The sequence below is a fragment of the Acinetobacter sp. SFB genome, assembly GCF_001647545.1.
Taxonomy (GTDB): Bacteria; Pseudomonadota; Gammaproteobacteria; order Pseudomonadales; family Moraxellaceae; genus Acinetobacter.
Genome location: NZ_LSZH01000002.1, coordinates 42358 through 61634 on the forward strand (window position 1 = coordinate 42358; position 19277 = coordinate 61634).

18 protein-coding genes and 2 tRNA genes are annotated in these 19277 nt (G+C 40.2%); 13 read left to right on the plus strand and 7 right to left on the minus strand.

The window, feature by feature from the left end:
• Positions 1-182 precede the first annotated feature (182 nt).
• Complete coding sequence (locus tag AY606_RS03220; protein ID WP_067864663.1) at positions 183-1454, plus strand: GGDEF domain-containing protein; 1272 nt, start codon at positions 183-185, stop codon at positions 1452-1454.
• 77 nt (positions 1455-1531) lie between these two features.
• The gene (locus AY606_RS03225) at positions 1532-3958 is read left to right on the plus strand and encodes an AAA family ATPase (RefSeq protein ID WP_067864666.1); all 2427 of its coding nucleotides are present in this window, start codon (positions 1532-1534) and stop codon (positions 3956-3958) included.
• A gap of 53 nt (positions 3959-4011) precedes the next feature.
• Here the strand turns inward: AY606_RS03225 and guaA are convergent, their stop codons facing one another.
• Together guaA and AY606_RS03235 are read right to left on the minus strand one after the other, a co-directional pair.
• A complete protein-coding gene (gene guaA, locus AY606_RS03230; RefSeq protein WP_067864669.1) occupies positions 4012-5580 on the minus strand; it encodes a glutamine-hydrolyzing GMP synthase in 1569 nt (522 codons plus the stop codon).
• A gap of 272 nt (positions 5581-5852) precedes the next feature.
• The gene (locus tag AY606_RS03235; protein WP_067864672.1) at positions 5853-6254 is read right to left on the minus strand and encodes a NirD/YgiW/YdeI family stress tolerance protein; all 402 of its coding nucleotides are present in this window, start codon (positions 6252-6254) and stop codon (positions 5853-5855) included.
• A gap of 591 nt (positions 6255-6845) precedes the next feature.
• Here AY606_RS03235 and AY606_RS03240 point away from each other — a divergent pair.
• Complete coding sequence (locus tag AY606_RS03240) at positions 6846-7478, plus strand: DedA family protein (RefSeq protein WP_067864675.1); 633 nt, start codon at positions 6846-6848, stop codon at positions 7476-7478.
• A gap of 27 nt (positions 7479-7505) precedes the next feature.
• Here the strand turns inward: AY606_RS03240 and AY606_RS03245 are convergent, their stop codons facing one another.
• The 5 genes from AY606_RS03245 to AY606_RS03265 all read right to left on the minus strand — a co-directional run bounded on the left by AY606_RS03245 (position 7506) and on the right by AY606_RS03265 (position 10356).
• Positions 7506-8096, minus strand: coding sequence for a LysE family translocator (locus AY606_RS03245; protein WP_067864678.1), 591 nt, complete (start codon positions 8094-8096; stop codon positions 7506-7508).
• A gap of 219 nt (positions 8097-8315) precedes the next feature.
• Entirely contained in the window at positions 8316-8705 is a 390-nt protein-coding gene (locus tag AY606_RS03250; protein WP_067864681.1) for a hypothetical protein, read from the minus strand.
• A gap of 8 nt (positions 8706-8713) precedes the next feature.
• Complete coding sequence (locus AY606_RS03255; protein WP_067864684.1) at positions 8714-9556, minus strand: ParA family protein; 843 nt, start codon at positions 9554-9556, stop codon at positions 8714-8716.
• Between the two features lie 82 nt (positions 9557-9638).
• On the minus strand, positions 9639-10031 hold the full coding sequence (locus AY606_RS03260) for a SirB2 family protein (protein WP_067864686.1): 393 nt from the start codon (positions 10029-10031) through the stop codon (positions 9639-9641).
• A gap of 13 nt (positions 10032-10044) precedes the next feature.
• On the minus strand, positions 10045-10356 hold the full coding sequence (locus AY606_RS03265) for a BolA family protein (RefSeq protein WP_067864689.1): 312 nt from the start codon (positions 10354-10356) through the stop codon (positions 10045-10047).
• 235 nt (positions 10357-10591) lie between these two features.
• Between AY606_RS03265 and AY606_RS03270 the strand changes: the two genes are divergently transcribed.
• From AY606_RS03270 to AY606_RS03315, 10 genes are all read left to right on the plus strand, one after another.
• Positions 10592-10664 (plus strand) — tRNA-Gly (locus AY606_RS03270).
• Positions 10665-10706: 42 nt separating this feature from the next.
• Positions 10707-10782 (plus strand) — tRNA-Gly (locus AY606_RS03275).
• Positions 10783-11083: 301 nt separating this feature from the next.
• On the plus strand, positions 11084-12199 hold the full coding sequence (gene ribBA, locus AY606_RS03280) for a bifunctional 3,4-dihydroxy-2-butanone-4-phosphate synthase/GTP cyclohydrolase II (RefSeq protein WP_067864692.1): 1116 nt from the start codon (positions 11084-11086) through the stop codon (positions 12197-12199).
• Between the two features lie 18 nt (positions 12200-12217).
• Positions 12218-12688, plus strand: a complete 471-nt coding sequence (ribH, locus tag AY606_RS03285; RefSeq protein WP_004649641.1) for a 6,7-dimethyl-8-ribityllumazine synthase — start codon at positions 12218-12220, stop codon at positions 12686-12688.
• 4 nt (positions 12689-12692) lie between these two features.
• Entirely contained in the window at positions 12693-13133 is a 441-nt protein-coding gene (gene nusB, locus AY606_RS03290) for a transcription antitermination factor NusB (RefSeq protein WP_067864695.1), read from the plus strand.
• A 29-nt stretch (positions 13134-13162) separates the two neighbouring features.
• Entirely contained in the window at positions 13163-14095 is a 933-nt protein-coding gene (thiL, locus tag AY606_RS03295) for a thiamine-phosphate kinase (RefSeq protein ID WP_067864699.1), read from the plus strand.
• Positions 14073-14594: a phosphatidylglycerophosphatase A family protein gene (locus tag AY606_RS03300; RefSeq protein WP_067864702.1), complete on the plus strand. Its 522-nt coding sequence runs from the start codon at positions 14073-14075 to the stop codon at positions 14592-14594. The genes thiL and AY606_RS03300 overlap by 23 nt, the downstream gene beginning before the upstream one ends.
• A 22-nt stretch (positions 14595-14616) precedes the next feature.
• Positions 14617-15981 carry a bifunctional UDP-N-acetylglucosamine diphosphorylase/glucosamine-1-phosphate N-acetyltransferase GlmU gene (gene glmU / locus AY606_RS03305; protein ID WP_067864705.1) on the plus strand — a complete coding sequence of 455 codons (1365 nt, stop codon included), beginning with the start codon at positions 14617-14619 and terminating at the stop codon, positions 15979-15981.
• Between the two features lie 13 nt (positions 15982-15994).
• Complete coding sequence (glmS, locus tag AY606_RS03310) at positions 15995-17833, plus strand: glutamine--fructose-6-phosphate transaminase (isomerizing) (RefSeq protein WP_067864708.1); 1839 nt, start codon at positions 15995-15997, stop codon at positions 17831-17833.
• A 64-nt stretch (positions 17834-17897) separates the two neighbouring features.
• Complete coding sequence (locus AY606_RS03315; protein WP_067864711.1) at positions 17898-19268, plus strand: phosphohexomutase domain-containing protein; 1371 nt, start codon at positions 17898-17900, stop codon at positions 19266-19268.
• Positions 19269-19277: the final 9 nt, after the last annotated feature.

A 19277-nucleotide genomic window follows, 5' to 3' on the forward strand; every position in this document is an offset into this window, starting at 1 on the left:
AATAAAACAAGCCCTTCATTTTTCATTTGCTCCTTTATTCATCTCCTATTCATATGAATTTTATACATAAATAAAATTTTGTCACAATTGTCTGCCCCATTGATTGTTTAAGCTGTATACAAAATTTCTTACTGTCCCTATTATTCTTGCTTTACGAATCCCACATAGAAAGGGGTATCTCCATGTTGAGCGGAGATCAAGAAAATCCTTATAACAACAATGATAAAAATCCTCATCAGATTGGCACGAATGAGGACAAAAATTCACATCATGAAACTGCTTATATTTTACCCAAGCAGCTGTGTACAGTTGAAAATAGAAAATCAATAGAACAGGAATTACAAAATCCCACTACCCGTATTCCAGATCAATTTCAACCATACTACTTGGACTATCAAAATACACACCAACGACAATTTTTAAAATGCGTCAATTTTATTGGCCAGATTACATTTTTAAGTTATTTCTTTATAGACTGGTTGCTCATACCTGAAATTGGCATGCTTTCCGGTATTTCACGGCTCATTCTTGTGCTCTGTGCCATCATAATCAACTGGCTGGCCTTTCGTTACTGCAAAAATATTAAAATTCTAGATAGCTTGCTTCCCCTATCCGTCGCAGCAGCGGCTGCACTGTGGCTAGGTCTGCTGATTTTGTCACATAGCGCACTTGTGACAACGTATATATATGCTTCTGTAATTTTTATTTTATTGGGCAATTTATGTGTACAAGTCTCCTTTCGAAATTCAATCTTTACTTCTTTGCTGATTAGTGCGGTCATTTTTTATGGCGTATTTCAGCTGGTCAGCTTTGATGAAGTGGTTTTATTTTCGCTCATCTATGCCCCGGTTTTATTACTCAGCATGTATATCAGCTGGAATAATACTTTAAATTCAAAACGCAATTTTTTACGGGTGCTATTAAATGACTGGAATTACTATGCCCTAACTGAACTGGCACATACGGATGAGTTAACTCAACTCAATAATCGTCGCCAGTTTTTGCAGGTGGCTGAACAAACCATCCAGAAATGGCCAAAATATAATTTAGCCTGTTTATTGATGCTGGATATCGACTTTTTCAAAAACATTAATGACACTTATGGACATGATATAGGTGATGAAGTCCTTCGAGTGCTTGCTGAACTTGCGCGTAAAGAAATGCGATACACCGATGTGTTAGCACGTTTTGGCGGAGAGGAGTTTATTGCATTACTGCCGAATACCACCTTGGATGATGCAGTCGCGATTGCGAATCGCTTGTGCCGAACCATTGAAAGTCATCAAATCTGTATTAAAGATAAGTTGTTTTTAAATTTTAGTGTCTCGATTGGGGTGTCCCAATTACAACCAAATCAAAATGATTTGAGTTTACTGATTAAAAACGCCGATATTGCGCTGTATCAAGCCAAGAAAAATGGTCGCAATCAGGTGGCGATTTATACCTGTGAATGATTAAAAACCAATAAAAATTGAATAAAAATAAAACAAATCTGTATAGTTGATTTTTAGACTATGTCTGTGGGAAATTAATGAAAATCAAAAGAATAGCAGAAATACAGAACTTTTCGATTTTTAAGGACTTTGATTGGTCGCAAAACCTTTCGCTTGGAAATAATCAATTTTATGACTTTAAAGATATCAACATATTTTATGGTCGAAATTACTCAGGCAAGACAAGCCTTTCAAAGATTATTAGATCTTTAGAGAAGAAAGCTTTACCTCCTAAATATGATAATCCTAACTTTAAAATCCAATTAAATGATGATAGTGAAATTAATCAGTCTACACTTTCGAACTTTCAGCATTCAATACACGTTTACAACTCAGATTTTGTAAAAGAAAATCTAAAATTTATTCACAATGAAAACGAAAATATTGAATCTTTTTCAGTGACTCTCGGCGATGATAACGATAAAATTTTAACTCGTATCCAAGAATTAAAAAATGAATTAGGTTCAAATGAGGAAAATATTGAATCCAACCTCAATTTAACAATAAAAAATAAAAATTCAGAATTAAAAATAGCAAAAAAAGCACATAAAAATGCTGAAGATAAAATTGAGAATATTTTAAAAAACAAAGCTTCAGGTAATTTCAACTCCATTCGCTCTCAACCAAATCTTTTTGGTGATCAAGAGTATAATGTCGGTAAGCTAAAACGAACAGATATTCCTTTAATACTTAATACAACATATCAAGCTTTGACTAAAGAAAAAGAATTTGAGTTCCATCAAATTTTAGATCAGCGTAAAATAGATTCACCACCTAACATCTCGACATATTCACTAAACTTTTCATTATTCATTAAATCAACTAATGAAACTTTAAAAACAGTTGTTAGCCTGAGCAATAAAATTGAAGAATTAACAAATAACCCCACACTAAACTCATGGGTACAAACAGGTCTTCCTCTTCACAAAAATCGAGCTACCTGTCTATTTTGTAATAATAAAATTTCAACTAAAAGATATGAAGAGCTAGCGCAACATTTTGATCAAGAAACCCAAAAAATTCAATACAGAATTTCCGAAGGTATCGAACGCTTAGATCAGCTACTAACTGGTAATGAGCTTAAAATTAGCTTCGATATTAATCATTATTACTTACAATATCACCATGAACTCTCAGAGCTAAAATATGAACTAGAAAAATTTTTACAAAAGCAAAAATCATCAATTGAAGAGCTAAAAATGCTCTTAACACAAAAAATTAGCAGCCCATTCACTGCCTTAACGGCTGAATACCCTCAAGATTTCTCAGAAGAAATTATCAAGATTCTGGCAAAAGTTTCTGAAATACGGACGCATTGTATAAAACTGAATGATGAGCTTTCCAACACACAGAAAGAGGCAAAAGAAGCTCTGCGCTTAAACCATATTTATCATTTCTTACAAGATATTAATTACACGCAGTTAAATACGGATATAAGTCTAGCTTTTCAAGCCATTGGGCCATTAGATGCAGAACTTACAACACTGCAAACTCGCAAAAATGAAATTGAAGCTGAAATAAAGAGAGAAGAAGATAAATTAAAATCTGAAGGTGAAGCGTGTAACCGGATCAAAGATATTCTCAATCATGACTTTGGACATCAAACATTAAGTTTAGAACCACTCGAAATTCATACAACAAATGGGGAAGAAATTAAATTTGAAATTCAACGTAATGGTATGAAAGCTCATAACCTCAGCGAAGGTGAATGTAGCCTCATTTCTTTTTGTTATTTTTTAGCAAAAATTCAAGATGATTTGGATCAAGATAAACAGCCTATTATTTGGATAGATGATCCAATTTGTAGTTTAGATAGTAATCATATTTTCTTCATTTACAGCCTAATAAATGAAAAAATTTGTAGATCAAAAAAATTCTCTCAGTTGTTTATTTCCACACATAATTTAGATTTTCTGAAGTATCTAAAAAGATTGGATAATAGTTTCCATAATAACGGTATAACACCAAGTTTAAAGAGAGCCTCTTTCTTAATTCAAAGAACAGAAAGTAACTCTATTATTTCAAAGATGCCTAATTACTTGAGCGAATATGCAACTGAATTTAACTACCTGTTCAACCAAATTCACACATGTGCTAGCACGGATACTTTAAGTGATGAAAATCACTCAGTTTTCTATAATTTTAGTAATAATGCGCGAAAATTTATTGAAGTTTATTCATTCTATAAATTTCCAACCTATTTCAAAGAAGATGATGAAAGGTTAAAAGCTTTTTGGAATGATGAAATTTATAGGCTATTTATTGGAAGAGTAAATAATGAATACTCTCATTGTGCAGGTGTTTTAGAACGAGGAATGTCACTGATGGATGTTCCTGAAATGCATCGAGTTGCGAAAGCCATTATCCATAAAGTTAAACAAGACACTAATCAATATAATGCTTTATTAGAAAGTATTAATGTTACTGATGATCCATTAAGTCGAATTGAATCGCCAGCAGCTTAAATAAAAAAGAGCGCTTAGGCGCTCTTTTTTATTTAATAATTTCCGTTAGGAAATTATTCCCATTCAATCGTAGCGGGTGGCTTAGACGACACGTCATAAACTACACGTGAAACATCTTTAATTTCGTTCATGATACGGGTTGAAATTTTATCTACCAATTCGTATGGAAGATGAGCGAAACGTGCTGTCATAAAGTCAACCGTTTCTACCGCACGAAGCGCAATAACCCATGCATAACGACGACCATCACCGACTACACCCACAGATTTAACTGGTTGGAATACAGCAAATGCCTGAGCAGTTTTATCATACCAACCGCTGGCATGAAGTTCTTGCATGAAAATGTCATCCGCTAAACGAAGGATGTCAGCATATTCTTTTTTCACTTCACCCAAAATACGCACACCCAAACCTGGACCCGGGAATGGATGACGGTAAAGCATTTCGTGTGGCAAACCTAAAGTGGTGCCTAAACGACGTACTTCATCTTTAAACAAGTCGCGAATTGGCTCAACCAACTCAAATGCTAAATCTTCTGGTAAACCGCCCACATTGTGGTGGGATTTAATTACGTGTGCTTTACCGTTTTTAGTCGCAGCAGATTCGATCACGTCAGGGTAAATTGTCCCTTGAGCAAGGAAGTTCACGCCATCTAAAGCACGTGCTTCTTCAGCAAAGACTTCAATGAATTCACGGCCAATAATTTTACGTTTTTTCTCAGGATCAACTTCACCGGCCAGTGCAGTTAAGAAACGCTCTTCAGCATCGGCACGAATTACGCGAATACCCATGTTTTTAGCAAACATGTCCATCACTTGCTCGCCTTCGTTCAAACGAAGCAAACCGTTGTCTACAAATACGCAAGTCAATTGGTCGCCAATCGCACGATGTAAAAGTGCAGCGACTACAGATGAATCTACGCCACCTGAAAGACCAAGCAATACTTTTTGATCACCGATTTGAGCACGCAATTGTTCAACACGCAGGTCGATAATATTTTCAGAGTTCCAAAGATTACGACATCCGCAAATGCTGTGTACAAAGTTAGATAATAACTCTGCGCCTTTTGCAGTATGAGTCACTTCTGGATGGAACTGGACACCGTAAAAACGACGTTTTTGATCGCTTACCGCTGCAAATGGACAGCTTGGCGTGCTTGCAGTTACAGAAAAACCTTCTGGAATCGCACTGACTTTATCGCCATGGCTCATCCAAACATTCAGTTTGTTTTCGCCATCGTCCAAATCGCCAAGAAGCTGGTCACGGACTAAAACGTCAACCGCAGCATAACCAAATTCATGCACTGTACCTGGCTCTACTTTACCGCCAAGTTGTTCAGACATGGTTTGCAAGCCATAGCAAATACCCAATACAGGTACACCTAAGTTAAATACAACTTCAGGTGCGCGTGGACTACCTTCTTCATGAACACTTTCAGGACCACCAGACAAGATGATACCGTTTGGATTAAATGCGCGAATGTCTTCTTCAGACATGTCATAGGCATACATTTCAGAATATACACCAGCTTCACGTACACGACGTGCAATAAGCTGACTGTATTGAGAACCGAAGTCCAAGATCAGGATGCGGTCTTCAGTGATTTGAGTATTGGTAGTCATGACAAACAACTATGTAAGGCAAACGAAATAAGCGCTGCATTCTATCATTTTTCGTCGCATTAAGCACACTATTCGCGCAAGGCCTGCATTCAATTGATTGCGTTATATTTCGATCATAAAAAAGCACCCTTCTAAGTACTTTTTTATGCAGCATTTTTTCTATATTAACAGGATCATTACCCGCCGGTTTATTGCAATGCGTCTGGACTTGACCAATTACCTTAATTTGATCAAAGTTTAAAAGCCATAGCTTTGCAGAAACCCCCTCTGCCTCAAATCCGATGAAACCACGTCCATTTATCAGCTGAATTTTCCATTTTACCGATTTGAATCACCTCAATATCAGTTGATTGACCATTATGGGTATCAACTTCACCAATCACCTTAACGTTATCACCTGCTGTCAAGCGCATTGATTTTGATAAGTTAGCATCCACTTGGATACCAATTTTACCCGAGCTATCTTTCAGTTCAAAACGATCCTTATGGGTTTTTCGAACAATCACCCCGGAAAGCGTGACCGCAGTCTTATCGGGAAGTTGTTTTGCCTGTGCAATAGTCACCATATTTTGAGCAGCTTCAGCAATAATGACCTGATCACCTTGAGCTGCCCATACAGGTGCTGTAGAAAGCATTGAACCGGTAACAAACAGTGCCAATAATATTTTGTTCATGATTGACTCCTCTATTGCAGTTGCAATCATGATATTGAAACAACATTTAGGCAATTTGTACGCAGCTTTTATGTAGGGTAAGCAACTATTGTGTAATTACAAAAAAGTAATATTACAGCTTAAATCATGCTATTTTTTAGATTTAATGCTTATTTTCAATCCTCTACTTCACAGTCAACTTTCCTGTGCCATACCACCTCAGCAACAATAATCCTCCCGTCATAGCCATGTTTTTCATCAAGTGAAGTGTATTTATCCGAAGTGTCCGTCCATGAAAAATAAAGCCGAAAATAAAAGAGAAAATGGCTAAATCTAAAGCAGCCACCAGATTCAGCCAAGCATCGGGTTATAGGGATAAAACCTTATTTTTATAGCCATCTTGGGATTAAAGATCGAGTGACATTTTAATTTTTTTAATGATCTGTTCATCCTAAGCCTGTTTTTCTGTTTCTAGAGGAGTTCAAAAAATAATGTGCAAGATAAATCCGGACAAAAAGGAAAGGATGAAAAAGCAATTAATTTCTTTTCTGATACTGACTTTCATGTCCCAGACTGCTAGGATTTCAGCACATTTTTGTTGCCTGTAGCCCCATGGAACTGCTTGATTTTATCTTACATGTCGATACCCATCTGCTCGAATTTATCACCAATTATGGCATCTGGATTTATGCCATTCTCTTCCTCATTATTTTTGTGGAAACTGGTTTGGTAGTTATGCCATTTCTACCCGGTGATAGCTTATTGTTTGCTGCGGGCGCATTAGCGGCTTCAACCGGGGCAATGGATCCTGTCGTTCTGGTGATCCTGCTTTTTGTTGCTGCGGTATTGGGCGATACCCTGAACTATCATATTGGTAAATTTATCGGGCCACGAGTTTTTGAAATGGAATCCCGTTTTATTAACAAACAACATTTAGCGTATACACAAAAATTCTTTGAAAAGCATGGCGGTAAAACCATTATTTTCGCCCGTTTTGTGCCTTTTGCCCGTACTTTCGCTCCCTTTGTTGCCGGTGCCGGCAGCATGAATTATAAATTCTTCCTCAGCTTTAATGTGATTGGAGCGATTTGCTGGGTCGGTTCATTTATTACCTTGGGTTATTTATTTGGCAACATGCCGATTGTCAAAGACAATTTCACCCATCTGATTTTTGGCATCATTATTATTAGTGTACTGCCTGGCATTATTGGTTTTATCCGCCAAAAGCTGAAAAAGGCACATTAAACGAGTGTGTTGCAATAGCTGTGAAATTTAAAAGAAACGAATCATCACAGGCAACATCCCGAGCAACAGCAGCATGGCCGATCCTTTATATAAAAGATTGGCTTTTATTTGCTTCGATTGACCTGCCAAAATAACGCTTCCAAATGACATCCAGAACGCCACGGTAGGCAATAGCACCAAACTGAATGCGGCAAATACCAAGATAAAATTGGCTGGACTGTTCCAGGTTTCAATCGGTAAAACACCAGTGGCAAATAACAAGGCTTTCGGATTTTTAAAAGTCGAAAAAAACAGTTGTCGGGGTCGGATAGAAGGGTGACGTTGATTATGCGTTACTAAATCAGAAACTTTCCATAAATGGAAGGCCATCCAAATCACATAGAGGGCGCTAAAAAAATGCACAATATGAATAAAGTTCGGCCAAACTGGACTACATAAGTGAATCAGTAATGCCCATAAATTAATGGCATAAAAATAGCCAAGCAGCTCGGCTGGAATAAATAAACTGGTTTTGGCAATGCCTTGTTGGTGTGCAGAGCTTGCAAGTAATGCGTTAGTTGGACCCGGAATCATCAGAACCGCAATCACTGCCAACACAAAAAGCCAACTCTCAATCATAAAGACCTGATATCACCATTAGAAGAGTGGCACACCTTATACGAAAGTCACAAAAAGTGACAAGTATTTCGATCAGGAAATCATAACCTTATGCGTCTAAATTTCACCCTAAAAATTATTAAGCACTTGATAATAATATTATTTTCTTGAAACATTTTGCTAAGATTTCATCATCCTGCTGTACATTTAATATGCACAACAGAATGATTATGCGAAAGATTATGGCGCTTTATGACGAATAATAATCGGACAATTTTTAAATTGGGCTGCCTGAACTACAGCTTCTTGCTCACCCAACAAACGGGCTAATTCAGTTTTTTTGGTATTTGAAGACTGCCCCATGTTGACTGAAACACTTGGCCCAATGCCCCAACCACCACGACTGCCCCAACCTCCCCCAACGCCTACACCAACACCCACGCCGCTACGCTTAGGAGGTTGTACACCATTGTCAACATATTGCTGGATACGGTTATATTCACTTTGTAATTGCTGACAGTTCAAGGCCTGATATTGCGTCGGTGATACATAAGTCGGTTTGACGGTTGTCGCACATGCAGCTAATAAAAGCGTACTACCCACTAACAGGCTTAAATACATTGTTTTCATGGGAAACCTCAAATTTTATTTTGTTCAATTTCATTGAACAATGATTGATAGGCTTGCGTCAATTTATGTTCGGTAGCCAAATAAATGAGAGGCTGATTTTTAAGATGAGATTCTTTCATTAAAATTGACGGGGGCAACATACTGTCTAAAACAGGCAAACCTTCATCTTTAAGTTGCTGTACCACTTCACGTGGCAATTTTGCCTGAGCCTGAAACTGATTGACGATAATCCCTTCAATTTCCAGACGGTCATTATGATCATCTTGGGTTTCAATGACATTTTCAATCAGGGTTTTTAAGGCACGTTTTGAGAATACATCACAATCAAAAGGAATCAGCACCCGCTCTGCGGCAATCAGTGCAGATAAAGTAAAGAAGTTGAACGCGGGTGGCGTATCAATATAAACCCGGTCATATTGTCCAGCCAACTGTTGCAAGGCATCACGTAATTTATAAATTTTATGTTTCGATTCTAAAGCATGTGCCAGTGCGCCTAAAGTTGGACTGGCCGGAATCACATGCAGATTTTTAAATGGCGATTGATGCACATAGCTTTCCAGACCTTTGGAGCGATTCTTTAAAATCGAACCAATGGCATTGCCTAAAAGCCCTTTACTTTGGTTAGCACCCAGTACTTCTTCAAAATAGTTTTCAACATTCGGCTCCAATGCAGGTTTATCAACCGAGTAAGTCGCATCATCTCCCAACACATATTGACTGGAATTGGCTTGAGGATCGAGATCAATCAGTAAAGTTTTAAAACCTTGATGTGCACTGATTGCCGCTAAATTTACGGCAATACTTGACTTGCCCACCCCACCTTTTTGATTAAAAACCACACGTGTCCGCATTGCAGTCCTCTATGCTTTATATTTATTTATTGCTGGCAGTTTAACCTACCTGCCTTGCTTCAAAAACAATTATGTCTAACAATCAACCGAAATTTGGCTTAATGATGACGAGGCCAATAATCCCAATTAGTGCCACGATAGCAATGGCTAGGCCTGCACGGCGTTGTGCCAATAAAATACGGTCATCTTTTTTATATGCTTTGATTAAAGATGAAAACAAAACCAGAAATAAAACCACTTTGGCATAGAACCACGGCTGCACGTCAAAGTTTTTAATTACTAAAGATGTAACACCAGTCAATATAATCAAGGTCATCGACAAATGTTGAAGTGCCACCAAGAGTTTCCGTGCTACAGGATTAGGCTGATTACCCTGAACTCCGACAAACAGAGTAAAAGCCCGAGCAATCACCACCCCAATCAGCAATGCCACAATGCTCATATGTATAATTTTAACAGTCAGCTGCATGTCCATTGTTCAATATCCCTTATTCAGGTTTAGGTGCATGGGCACAGTCAGGACTCGGCGTGGATTGTCCTTGCCATTCCGACGGAACAAAAGCGTGGATTGCCAGTGCATGAATACGGCTTGGGCTCAGTAAATCACCCGCAGCAGCATAAATTTTTTGATGACGTTGCACTAAACGTAAACCTTGAAAAATATCACTGACCACAATCACTTTAAAATGTGATTCTTTACCCGGGAAATAACCGCCATGACCTGACGATTCATTTACCACTTCTAAATGTGTCGGGGATAAATCCTGAAGGCGTTGAATCAGTTGTTGTTCTAAAGTCATAATAATACTCCCAAATTACTTAAGCGCTGGATTGATTATAGCGTGTTCCGCTTCAATCTTTACCCAGACCTCGCTAAATCATTCAACAGTTTTATTAAGTAATCATTCTGATTTATAGTATTTTTGCTTACAAAATCATCAAAATCCTGGAAAATGGTTTTATTTTATGCAATTGATACAAGTTTTCTCACAAAGTTATTGACCCTGTTTTTGCATACTGTATTATACACGGCATGCGGGAATAGCTCAGTTGGTAGAGCATAACCTTGCCAAGGTTGGGGTCGGGAGTTCGAGTCTCCTTTCCCGCTCAAATTTTTTAAGTGTAAGTTTTTTATAAAACTGCTCAATTTGCGGAAATAGCTCAGTTGGTAGAGCATAACCTTGCCAAGGTTGGGGTCGAGAGTTCGAGTCTCTTTTTCCGCTCCAAATTTAAAAAGCCCTTATCGAAAGATAGGGGCTTTTTTTATGCAATAACAGTTTAAAATCTCGCCATTCCTGACCATTTTGCATAAGCTTGTCAGGAATTATGTATTTTAACTGCTTAAAAATTGGGCACAATCACGGCTTTTTAAAAGAAAGTCCTCTTTTCAAGCTTTCTATGACTGTGTATAACAATGGGCAGTTAGGGAAATCAATAAGCATAGGCAAATGACGTCAAAACACGTTAGACTATGCAGCAATCAATGCAAGCAAAATGTCATTTGAGACAAAAAGAAGGTGAAGGTTGATGCCGCTCAATACCGTTGAAGAGCTCGTAGCAGATATCCGTGCAGGAAAAATGGTCATCCTGATGGATGATGAAGATCGTGAAAATGAAGGTGATTTAGTCATTGCGGCGACACACGTACGTCCGGAAGACATCAACTTTATGATCACCCATGCACGTGGTTTGGTCTGCCTGACTTTGAGTAAGGAGCGTTGCCAACAGTTAAATCTACCGCTTATGGTGGATGCTAACGGCGCACAACACGGCACTAACTTTACCTTGTCAATTGAAGCGACGAATGGCATTACTACAGGTATTTCACCTGCTGAACGTGCCCATACAATTCAAACTGCGGTTGCAGCCCATGCAAAACCTGCAGACATCGTGCAACCCGGACACATCTTCCCGCTGATGGCGCAGCCAGGCGGTGTATTGCACCGTGCCGGTCATACTGAAGCCGGTTGTGACTTATCTCGTCTAGCAGGTCTTGAGCCCGCTTCTGTGATTTGTGAAATTATTAATGAAGATGGTACGATGGCGCGCCGTCCAGACCTTGAAGTTTTCGCAGAAAAGCATGGTTTGAAAATTGGTACGATTGCCGACCTCATTCACTACCGCATGACCAATGAGCAAACGGTAGAACGCATTGATCAACAAACCCTAGATACCGAATACGGTACCTTTGAATTGTTCCGTTACCGTGAACTGGGTAATCCAGATATTCATTTGGCTTTGGTCAAAGGTCAGCCGAAAGAAGGGGTGACGACTGTGCGTGTCCATGGCTTCAATCCGGCACGTGACTTACTCAAACTCAATAAGCAAGACGGCGAACCCGCGTGGAACTTAGACCGTGCCCTGAAAGAAATTGCACACAGTGATCGTGGTGTCTTGGTCTGGATTGGTCAACGCCACCTACAAGATTTAGGCCCGGCACTGGACAGCTTAACTGCACCGAAACCAACAAAATCCAATGCTGCCCTTTCACAGCAATATCAGACCATTGGTGTTGGCGCACAAATTTTACGTGATTTGGGCGTTGAAAAAATGAAGCTGCTGAGCTCTCCATTACGTTTCAATGCACTCTCAGGCTTTAACTTAGAAGTGGTGGAATATGTCACCGCACAACAAACATCTTAAGAAATAAACGAGGTTGCTATGGCAGTTCGCCGTATTGAAGGTATGTTACATCTCGCGAGCGAAGGCCGTTACGCGATTTTAGTCGGTCGCTTTAATAGCTTTGTGGTCGAACATTTGCTAGAAGGTGCAATTGATACATTGAAACGCCATGGTGTATCGGAGGATAATATCACTGTTGTTCACGCACCTGGCGCTTGGGAACTTCCTGTCGTTGCAAAAAAACTTGCCGCTTCAGATCGTTTTGATGCGATCATTGCACTTGGCGCCGTGATTCGTGGTAGCACGCCTCACTTTGATTTTGTTGCTGGTGAATGTGCCAAAGGTTTAGGCGTTGTTGGCCTGGATACTGGCTTACCAGTGATCAACGGTGTATTGACTACGGATAGTATTGAACAAGCGATTGAACGCTCTGGAACAAAAGCAGGTAATAAAGGTGGCGAAGCTGCCCTTACTGCAATTGAAATGGTTAACTTGTTAAAGGCTATTTAACGCTATGTCGCAAACACTTCAAGCAACTTATGCAGCAAAACGTAAAGCACGTCGCTTTGCTGTACAAGGAATTTATGAATGGCAAATGAGCCACAATCCGGTGCATGAGATTGAAGCACGTACGCGTGTGGAAAATGCCATGCATAAAGTGGATCTGAGCTATTATCATGAATTGTTGACTCAAGTGGTTGCCAATCATGAAGCATTGGATGCGCTCTTAATCCCTGTACTCGATCGTGAACTTAGCGCCCTTGACGGCGTTGAACTTGCGACCCTTCGTCTGGGTGCCTATGAATTGAAAGATCATCTTGAAATTCCATATCGCGTCGTTTTGGATGAATCAATTGAGCTGGCTAAACACTTTGGCGGTGCAGATAGCCATAAATACATCAATGGTGTATTGGACCGTTTAGCAACCAGCTTACGTGCAGCAGAAAAGCAATAAGCCAATTAATTTTTAAGTGGACTTGTTGCATGGCTGAGTTTTCGATTATTGACACCTATTTCAATCGTCAGACTGTTACATCTACTGATGTCAATTCTGTCGATTTGGGTGTTGGTGACGACTCAGCCTTGCTCACCCCCCCACCCAACCAGCAACTAGTCATCTGTGCCGATACCCTGGTTGCCGGCCGACATTTCCCTCTAGATACAAATCCCCATGCTATCGGCTGGAAATCTGTTGCCGTCAATTTATCTGATATTGCTGCAATGGGTGCCAAACCGCATAGTATTCTTCTTGCATTGAGCCTACCCCAAATTGATCATGACTGGCTGAAAGGCTTTAGCCAGGGTTTATATGAGTGTTGCGATCAATTTGGTGTGAGTTTAATTGGTGGTGATACTACCCAAAGTCCCCATCTGACCATTTCAGTTACTGCCCTGGGCTGGATCGAAACAGGTCAAGCCGTAACACGTGCTGGCGCCCAAGTGGGTGACTATGTTTGTGTGAGCGGAACTGTGGGTGATGCTGCATATGCTTTGCAACATTTGGGACATCCGCTACAACAACGTCTCGATTATCCAACGCCACGTTGTCAGCTTGGTCAACAGCTAAAAGGCTTGGCATCAAGTATGATTGATGTGTCTGATGGCTTGGCCCAAGACTTAGGGCATATTCTTAAAACATCACATGTCGGTGCAACTTTGGATTTAGGCCAACTACCGGTTAATGCCGCTTTAAAAAAATTACCACAAGAAAAGCAATGGCAATACGCACTCGCGGGTGGCGACGATTATGAATTATGCTTTACAATAAGCCCAGATAAGTATCAGCAGCTATTGCAACAAAAATTAGATGTAAATCTAACAATTATTGGACAAATTACCAAGAATTTGGGATTAACTTTTTCTCAGAATGGCGTAGATTGTTCCATTCAATTTCATGGGTATCAACATTTTGCATAAACCCAGCATCAACTTTAAAGACATGTCATGGTCAAACCGCTGCATCGTGTTTTGTGGTGTGGGATTCGGTTCTGGTTTATTACCCAAAGCTCCTGGGACTTTTGGTTCTGCTTTTGCATTGCTGTTTATTCCCGCATGGTTAAGTCTGGGTTTTTTAAATAGCCTTTTTGCCATTGTCATCATGTCCTTGATAGGTATATATATCTGCGGGCAAACTGCCAAGATCATGGGTGTTCATGATGATGGTCGTATTGTCTGGGATGAGTTTGCCGGGCAGTCCATTACCTTTTTACCGCTCATTTATTTAGGGCACATGAGCTGGTTATGGATACTGGTTGGATTTGCCTTATTTCGTTTGTTTGATGTATGGAAACCTTGGCCTATTCGCGTAATCGATCGTCAAATCGGTGGCGGCTTTGGTATTATGTTTGACGATATTATCGCCGGCATTTGGGCTGCACTATGCATTTACATTTATTTATCGTTCCTGATGGCTTAAGCTAAAAATTGTAGGATTACACATGTCTACTAGCGTTATTATTCTTGCTGCAGGTAAAGGGACACGTATGCGTTCCAATTTACCGAAAGTATTACAACCTCTTGCAGGACGTCCTTTACTGGGTCATGTGATTGAAACTGCAAAAAAACTCAATGTGGCAAATATTATTACCATTTATGGTCATGGTGGCGATAAAGTACAACAAGCCTTTGCGCAAGAACAAATTCAATGGGTAGAACAAGCAGAACAGCTCGGAACAGGTCATGCGGTAAAAGTCACCCTTCCTGTCCTTCCTGCTGAAGGTGTATCTCTTATTCTTTCGGGGGACGTACCTTGCGTCACTCAAAATACCTTACAACGCCTACTTGATGCCTCAGCACAAACCGGTATTGGTATTGTGACTTTAACTGTTGATGATGCAACAGGCTATGGTCGTATTGTGCGTGAAAATGGTCAAATTCAAGCCATTGTCGAACATAAAGACGCCAGCGATGAACAACGTCAAATTAAAGAATTTAATACGGGTATCTACTGTGTCAGTAATGCCAAATTGCATCAATGGTTACCCAAGCTTTCCAATGAAAATGCGCAAGGTGAGTATTACCTGACTGACATTATTGCTATGGCGATTGCAGATGGCTTAGAAGTTGCTTCTGTTGAACCGGACCTTGCTTTTGAAGTTGAAGGGGTCAATGACCGTGTACAACTGGCAAGATTGGAACGTGAATTCCAAGGCGACAAGGCAAAAAAACTCATGCAGCAAGGCGTGCATTTAATCGACCCTGCTCGTTTTGACTTACGTGGTAACTTAAGCGTTGGTCAGGATGTTCGTATTGACATCAATGTGATCATTGAAGGTGATTGTGAATTTGGTGATGATGTTGAAATTGGTGCAGGCTGTGTGATTAAAAATACGAAAATCGCATCGGGCACCAAAGTTCAGCCTTATAGTATCTTTGATCATGCTGTAGTGGGGAGCGATGCTCAAATTGGGCCATTTGCACGCTTACGTCCTGGTGCAAAATTGGCAAATGAAGTGCATATCGGCAACTTTGTTGAAGTTAAAAATTCAAGTATTGGACTTGGCTCTAAAGCCAATCACTTCACCTATTTAGGGGATGCAGAAGTCGGTGCAGGTTCAAATATTGGTGCGGGGACCATTACCTGTAACTATGATGGTGCAAATAAATATAAAACGATAATTGGCGATGCTGCTTTTATTGGTTCAAATAGCTCCTTGGTTGCTCCTGTCAGTATTGGCAATGGTGCAACTGTGGGTGCCGGTTCAGTCATCACACACGATGTTGCCGAGAATAGCTTAGCTTTTGAACGTTCAAAACAAGTGGCTAAAGAAAACTATCAACGCCCCCAAAAATTGAAAAAATAAGAGGATTATAAATATGTGCGGAATTGTCGGTGGCGTTGCTGAACGTAATATTAGCAATATTTTAATTGAAGGCTTAAAACGTCTTGAGTACCGTGGTTATGATTCAGCAGGTATGGCGCTGATTAGTGGCGGCCATGTTCTGCGTGAACGTCGTGTCGGTAAAGTCGTCAACCTGGAACAGGCAGTCGCTGAAGCTGACATTCAAGGTTCACTCGGTATTGCCCACACCCGTTGGGCAACGCATGGCAAACCGACTGAAAATAATGCTCATCCGCATATTTCAGGCACGGTAGCTGTGGTTCATAACGGTATCATCGAAAACTATCAAGAACTTAAAGATGATCTTGAAGCACTCGGTTATGTGTTTACTTCACAAACAGATACGGAAGTGGTGGCACATTTAGTCAATGATGCATTGCAATCGGCGACTAACCTGTTAACTGCAGTACAGCAAGTCGTTCCGCAGCTTAAAGGTGCGTATGCTCTCGGGATTGTACATACCGATTATCCTGATGAATTGATTACCGTTCGTGAAGGCTCGCCACTAGTGATTGGTGTCGGGATTGGTGAAAACTTTATCAGTTCGGATCAATTGGCGTTACTTCCCATTACCAACCGCTTTATTTACCTCGAAGAAGGTGATATTGCGCGTTTAACTCGTAATAGCATTGAAATATTTGTAGATGGTCAATTGGTTCAGCGTTCTGTGAAAGAATTGGATGCCACGGTAAGCAATGCTTCTAAAGGTGAATACAAACACTACATGCTCAAAGAAATTTATGAGCAGCCAGAAGCGATCCAGCAAACCATTTCCCAGGCATTAAATGGCAATGTTTTGCGTGAAGATTTCTTAAAAAATGCTGTCGTTGATTTTGAAAAAATTCAACAGGTACAAATCATTGCCTGTGGTACCAGCTACCATGCGGGGATGATCGCAAAATACTGGTTCGAGCAACTGATTGATTTACCGTGCCAGGTTGAAATTGCCAGTGAATTCCGCTATCGCACCCCTGTGATTGTAAATAACACACTCTATGTGTGTATTTCACAGTCAGGTGAAACGGCCGATACTTTGGCTGCGCTTCGTGATACGCAAAAACGTGCTGTTGCAAAAAATTTAAACATTGCAACCTTGACCATTTGTAATGTTGCAACCTCTTCAATGATTCGTGAAACCAACCATAGTCTACTGACGTTGGCTGGGCCAGAAATTGGGGTTGCATCGACTAAAGCTTTCACTACGCAACTTGCCGCACTCATGTTGTTGGTTTTAAAAATTGGGCAAGTGAAGCAAAGTATTACTGCTGAAAAAACCACGGCGATCATTACCGACTTATGGCATGTGCCGAAAGTCATTTTAGATACTCTGCAAAAAGATAAAGATATTTTGCGCTTATCTGAACTTTTTGTAGAAAAACAACACTGCTTATTCTTGGGTCGTGGTACAGAGTTCCCTATTGCACTTGAAGGCGCTTTGAAACTGAAAGAAATTTCGTATATCCATGCTGAAGGTTATGCCGCAGGTGAACTGAAACATGGTCCACTGGCATTGGTCGATAATGACATGCCTGTGGTGATTCTTGCACCTCAAGATGACATGCTGGATAAACTCAAATCCAATATGGAAGAAGTTCAAGCCCGCGGTGGTGAGTTATTTGTATTTGCCGATGAAAACAGTGGAATTAAAGGAAAAGACCGTCAACACGTGGTACATGTCCCAAGTATCAGTCCGATCCTTGCTCCAATTGTTTACAGTATCCCGGTGCAACTACTGTCTTACCATGTAGCCGTATTGCGTGGTACCGATGTTGACCAGCCACGTAACTTGGCAAAATCGGTCACTGTAGAATAAAGATTCATTTAATATATAAGAGGCTGGTAAAAACCGGCCTTTTCTTTATAGTGAGAAAATAAAAATGACGCAACTGACGTGTTTTAAAGCCTATGATATTCGTGGCAAGCTTGGCAGCGAATTGAATGAAGACATTGCCTATAAAATTGGCCGTGCTTATGGCCAGATTTATCAACCAAAATCAGTCGTCATTGGTTGTGATATCCGCTTAAGCAGTGAAGCATTGAAACAAGCCACCATCAAAGGCCTCAATGATGGGGGCGTCAATGTTCTTGACTTGGGCATGACCGGTACAGAAGAAGTCTATTTCGGCGCTTTCCATTTGGATGTACAAGGGGGTATCGAAATTACCGCCAGCCATAATCCAATGGATTATAACGGCATGAAACTGGTGCGTGAAAATGCACGCCCCATTAGTGCCGACACCGGACTTAAACAGATTCAAGCTTTGGCAGAAGCAGAAAACTTTACTGAGGTTGCAAAAAAAGGTACCACTCAAAATTACAATATTCTGCCTGAATTTATTGAACATTTGATGATTTACATCGACCCGACCAAAATCAGCCCAATGAAATTAGTGATGAATGCGGGTAATGGTGCAGCAGGTCATGTGGTCAATGCCATTGAAGAAAAATTTAAACAGCTGCATATTCCGGTTGAATTTATCAAAATCAACAATCAAGCTGATGGAACTTTTCCGAATGGTATTCCTAACCCGATTTTAATTGAAAACCGTGATAGTACCCGTGATTCAGTCATTCAGCATCAAGCAGATATGGGCATTGCCTGGGATGGTGACTTCGATCGTTGCTTCTTGTTTGATGAAAAAGGTCAGTTTATTGAAGGCTATTATATTGTTGGCCTACTTGCACAAGCCTTCTTGCTGAAGCAGCCTGGGGAAAAAGTTGTTCATGACCCTCGCCTGGTTTGGAACACCTTAGATGTGGTCGAGCAATATCAAGGTACTGCGGTGCAATCAAAATCAGGGCATGCCTTCATTAAAGATGTGATGCGTGAGCACAATGCAGTTTACGGTGGTGAGATGAGTGCGCATCATTATTTCCGTGATTTCGCCTATTGTGATAGTGGCATGATTCCGTGGTTACTGGCGGTTGTGGTTTTATCTGAAACCAAACAATCATTATCCAGTCTGGTCGAAGAGATGATTGCGAAATTCCCTTGTTCAGGTGAAATCAACTTTAAAGTTGTAGATACTCAAACCACCATTCAAAAACTTTTTGATCATTATGCCGATCAAAAGCCAGCAATTGACAAAACGGATGGCGTTAGTCTGGACTTTGGTGCATGGCGTTTTAATGTGCGTGCTTCAAATACCGAACCGCTATTACGTTTAAATATCGAAAGCCGCCGCGACAAAAATCCAAAACCGATGCAAGACTATGTGGATGAATTAACTTTACTCATTCAAAGTTAATTTAATTGG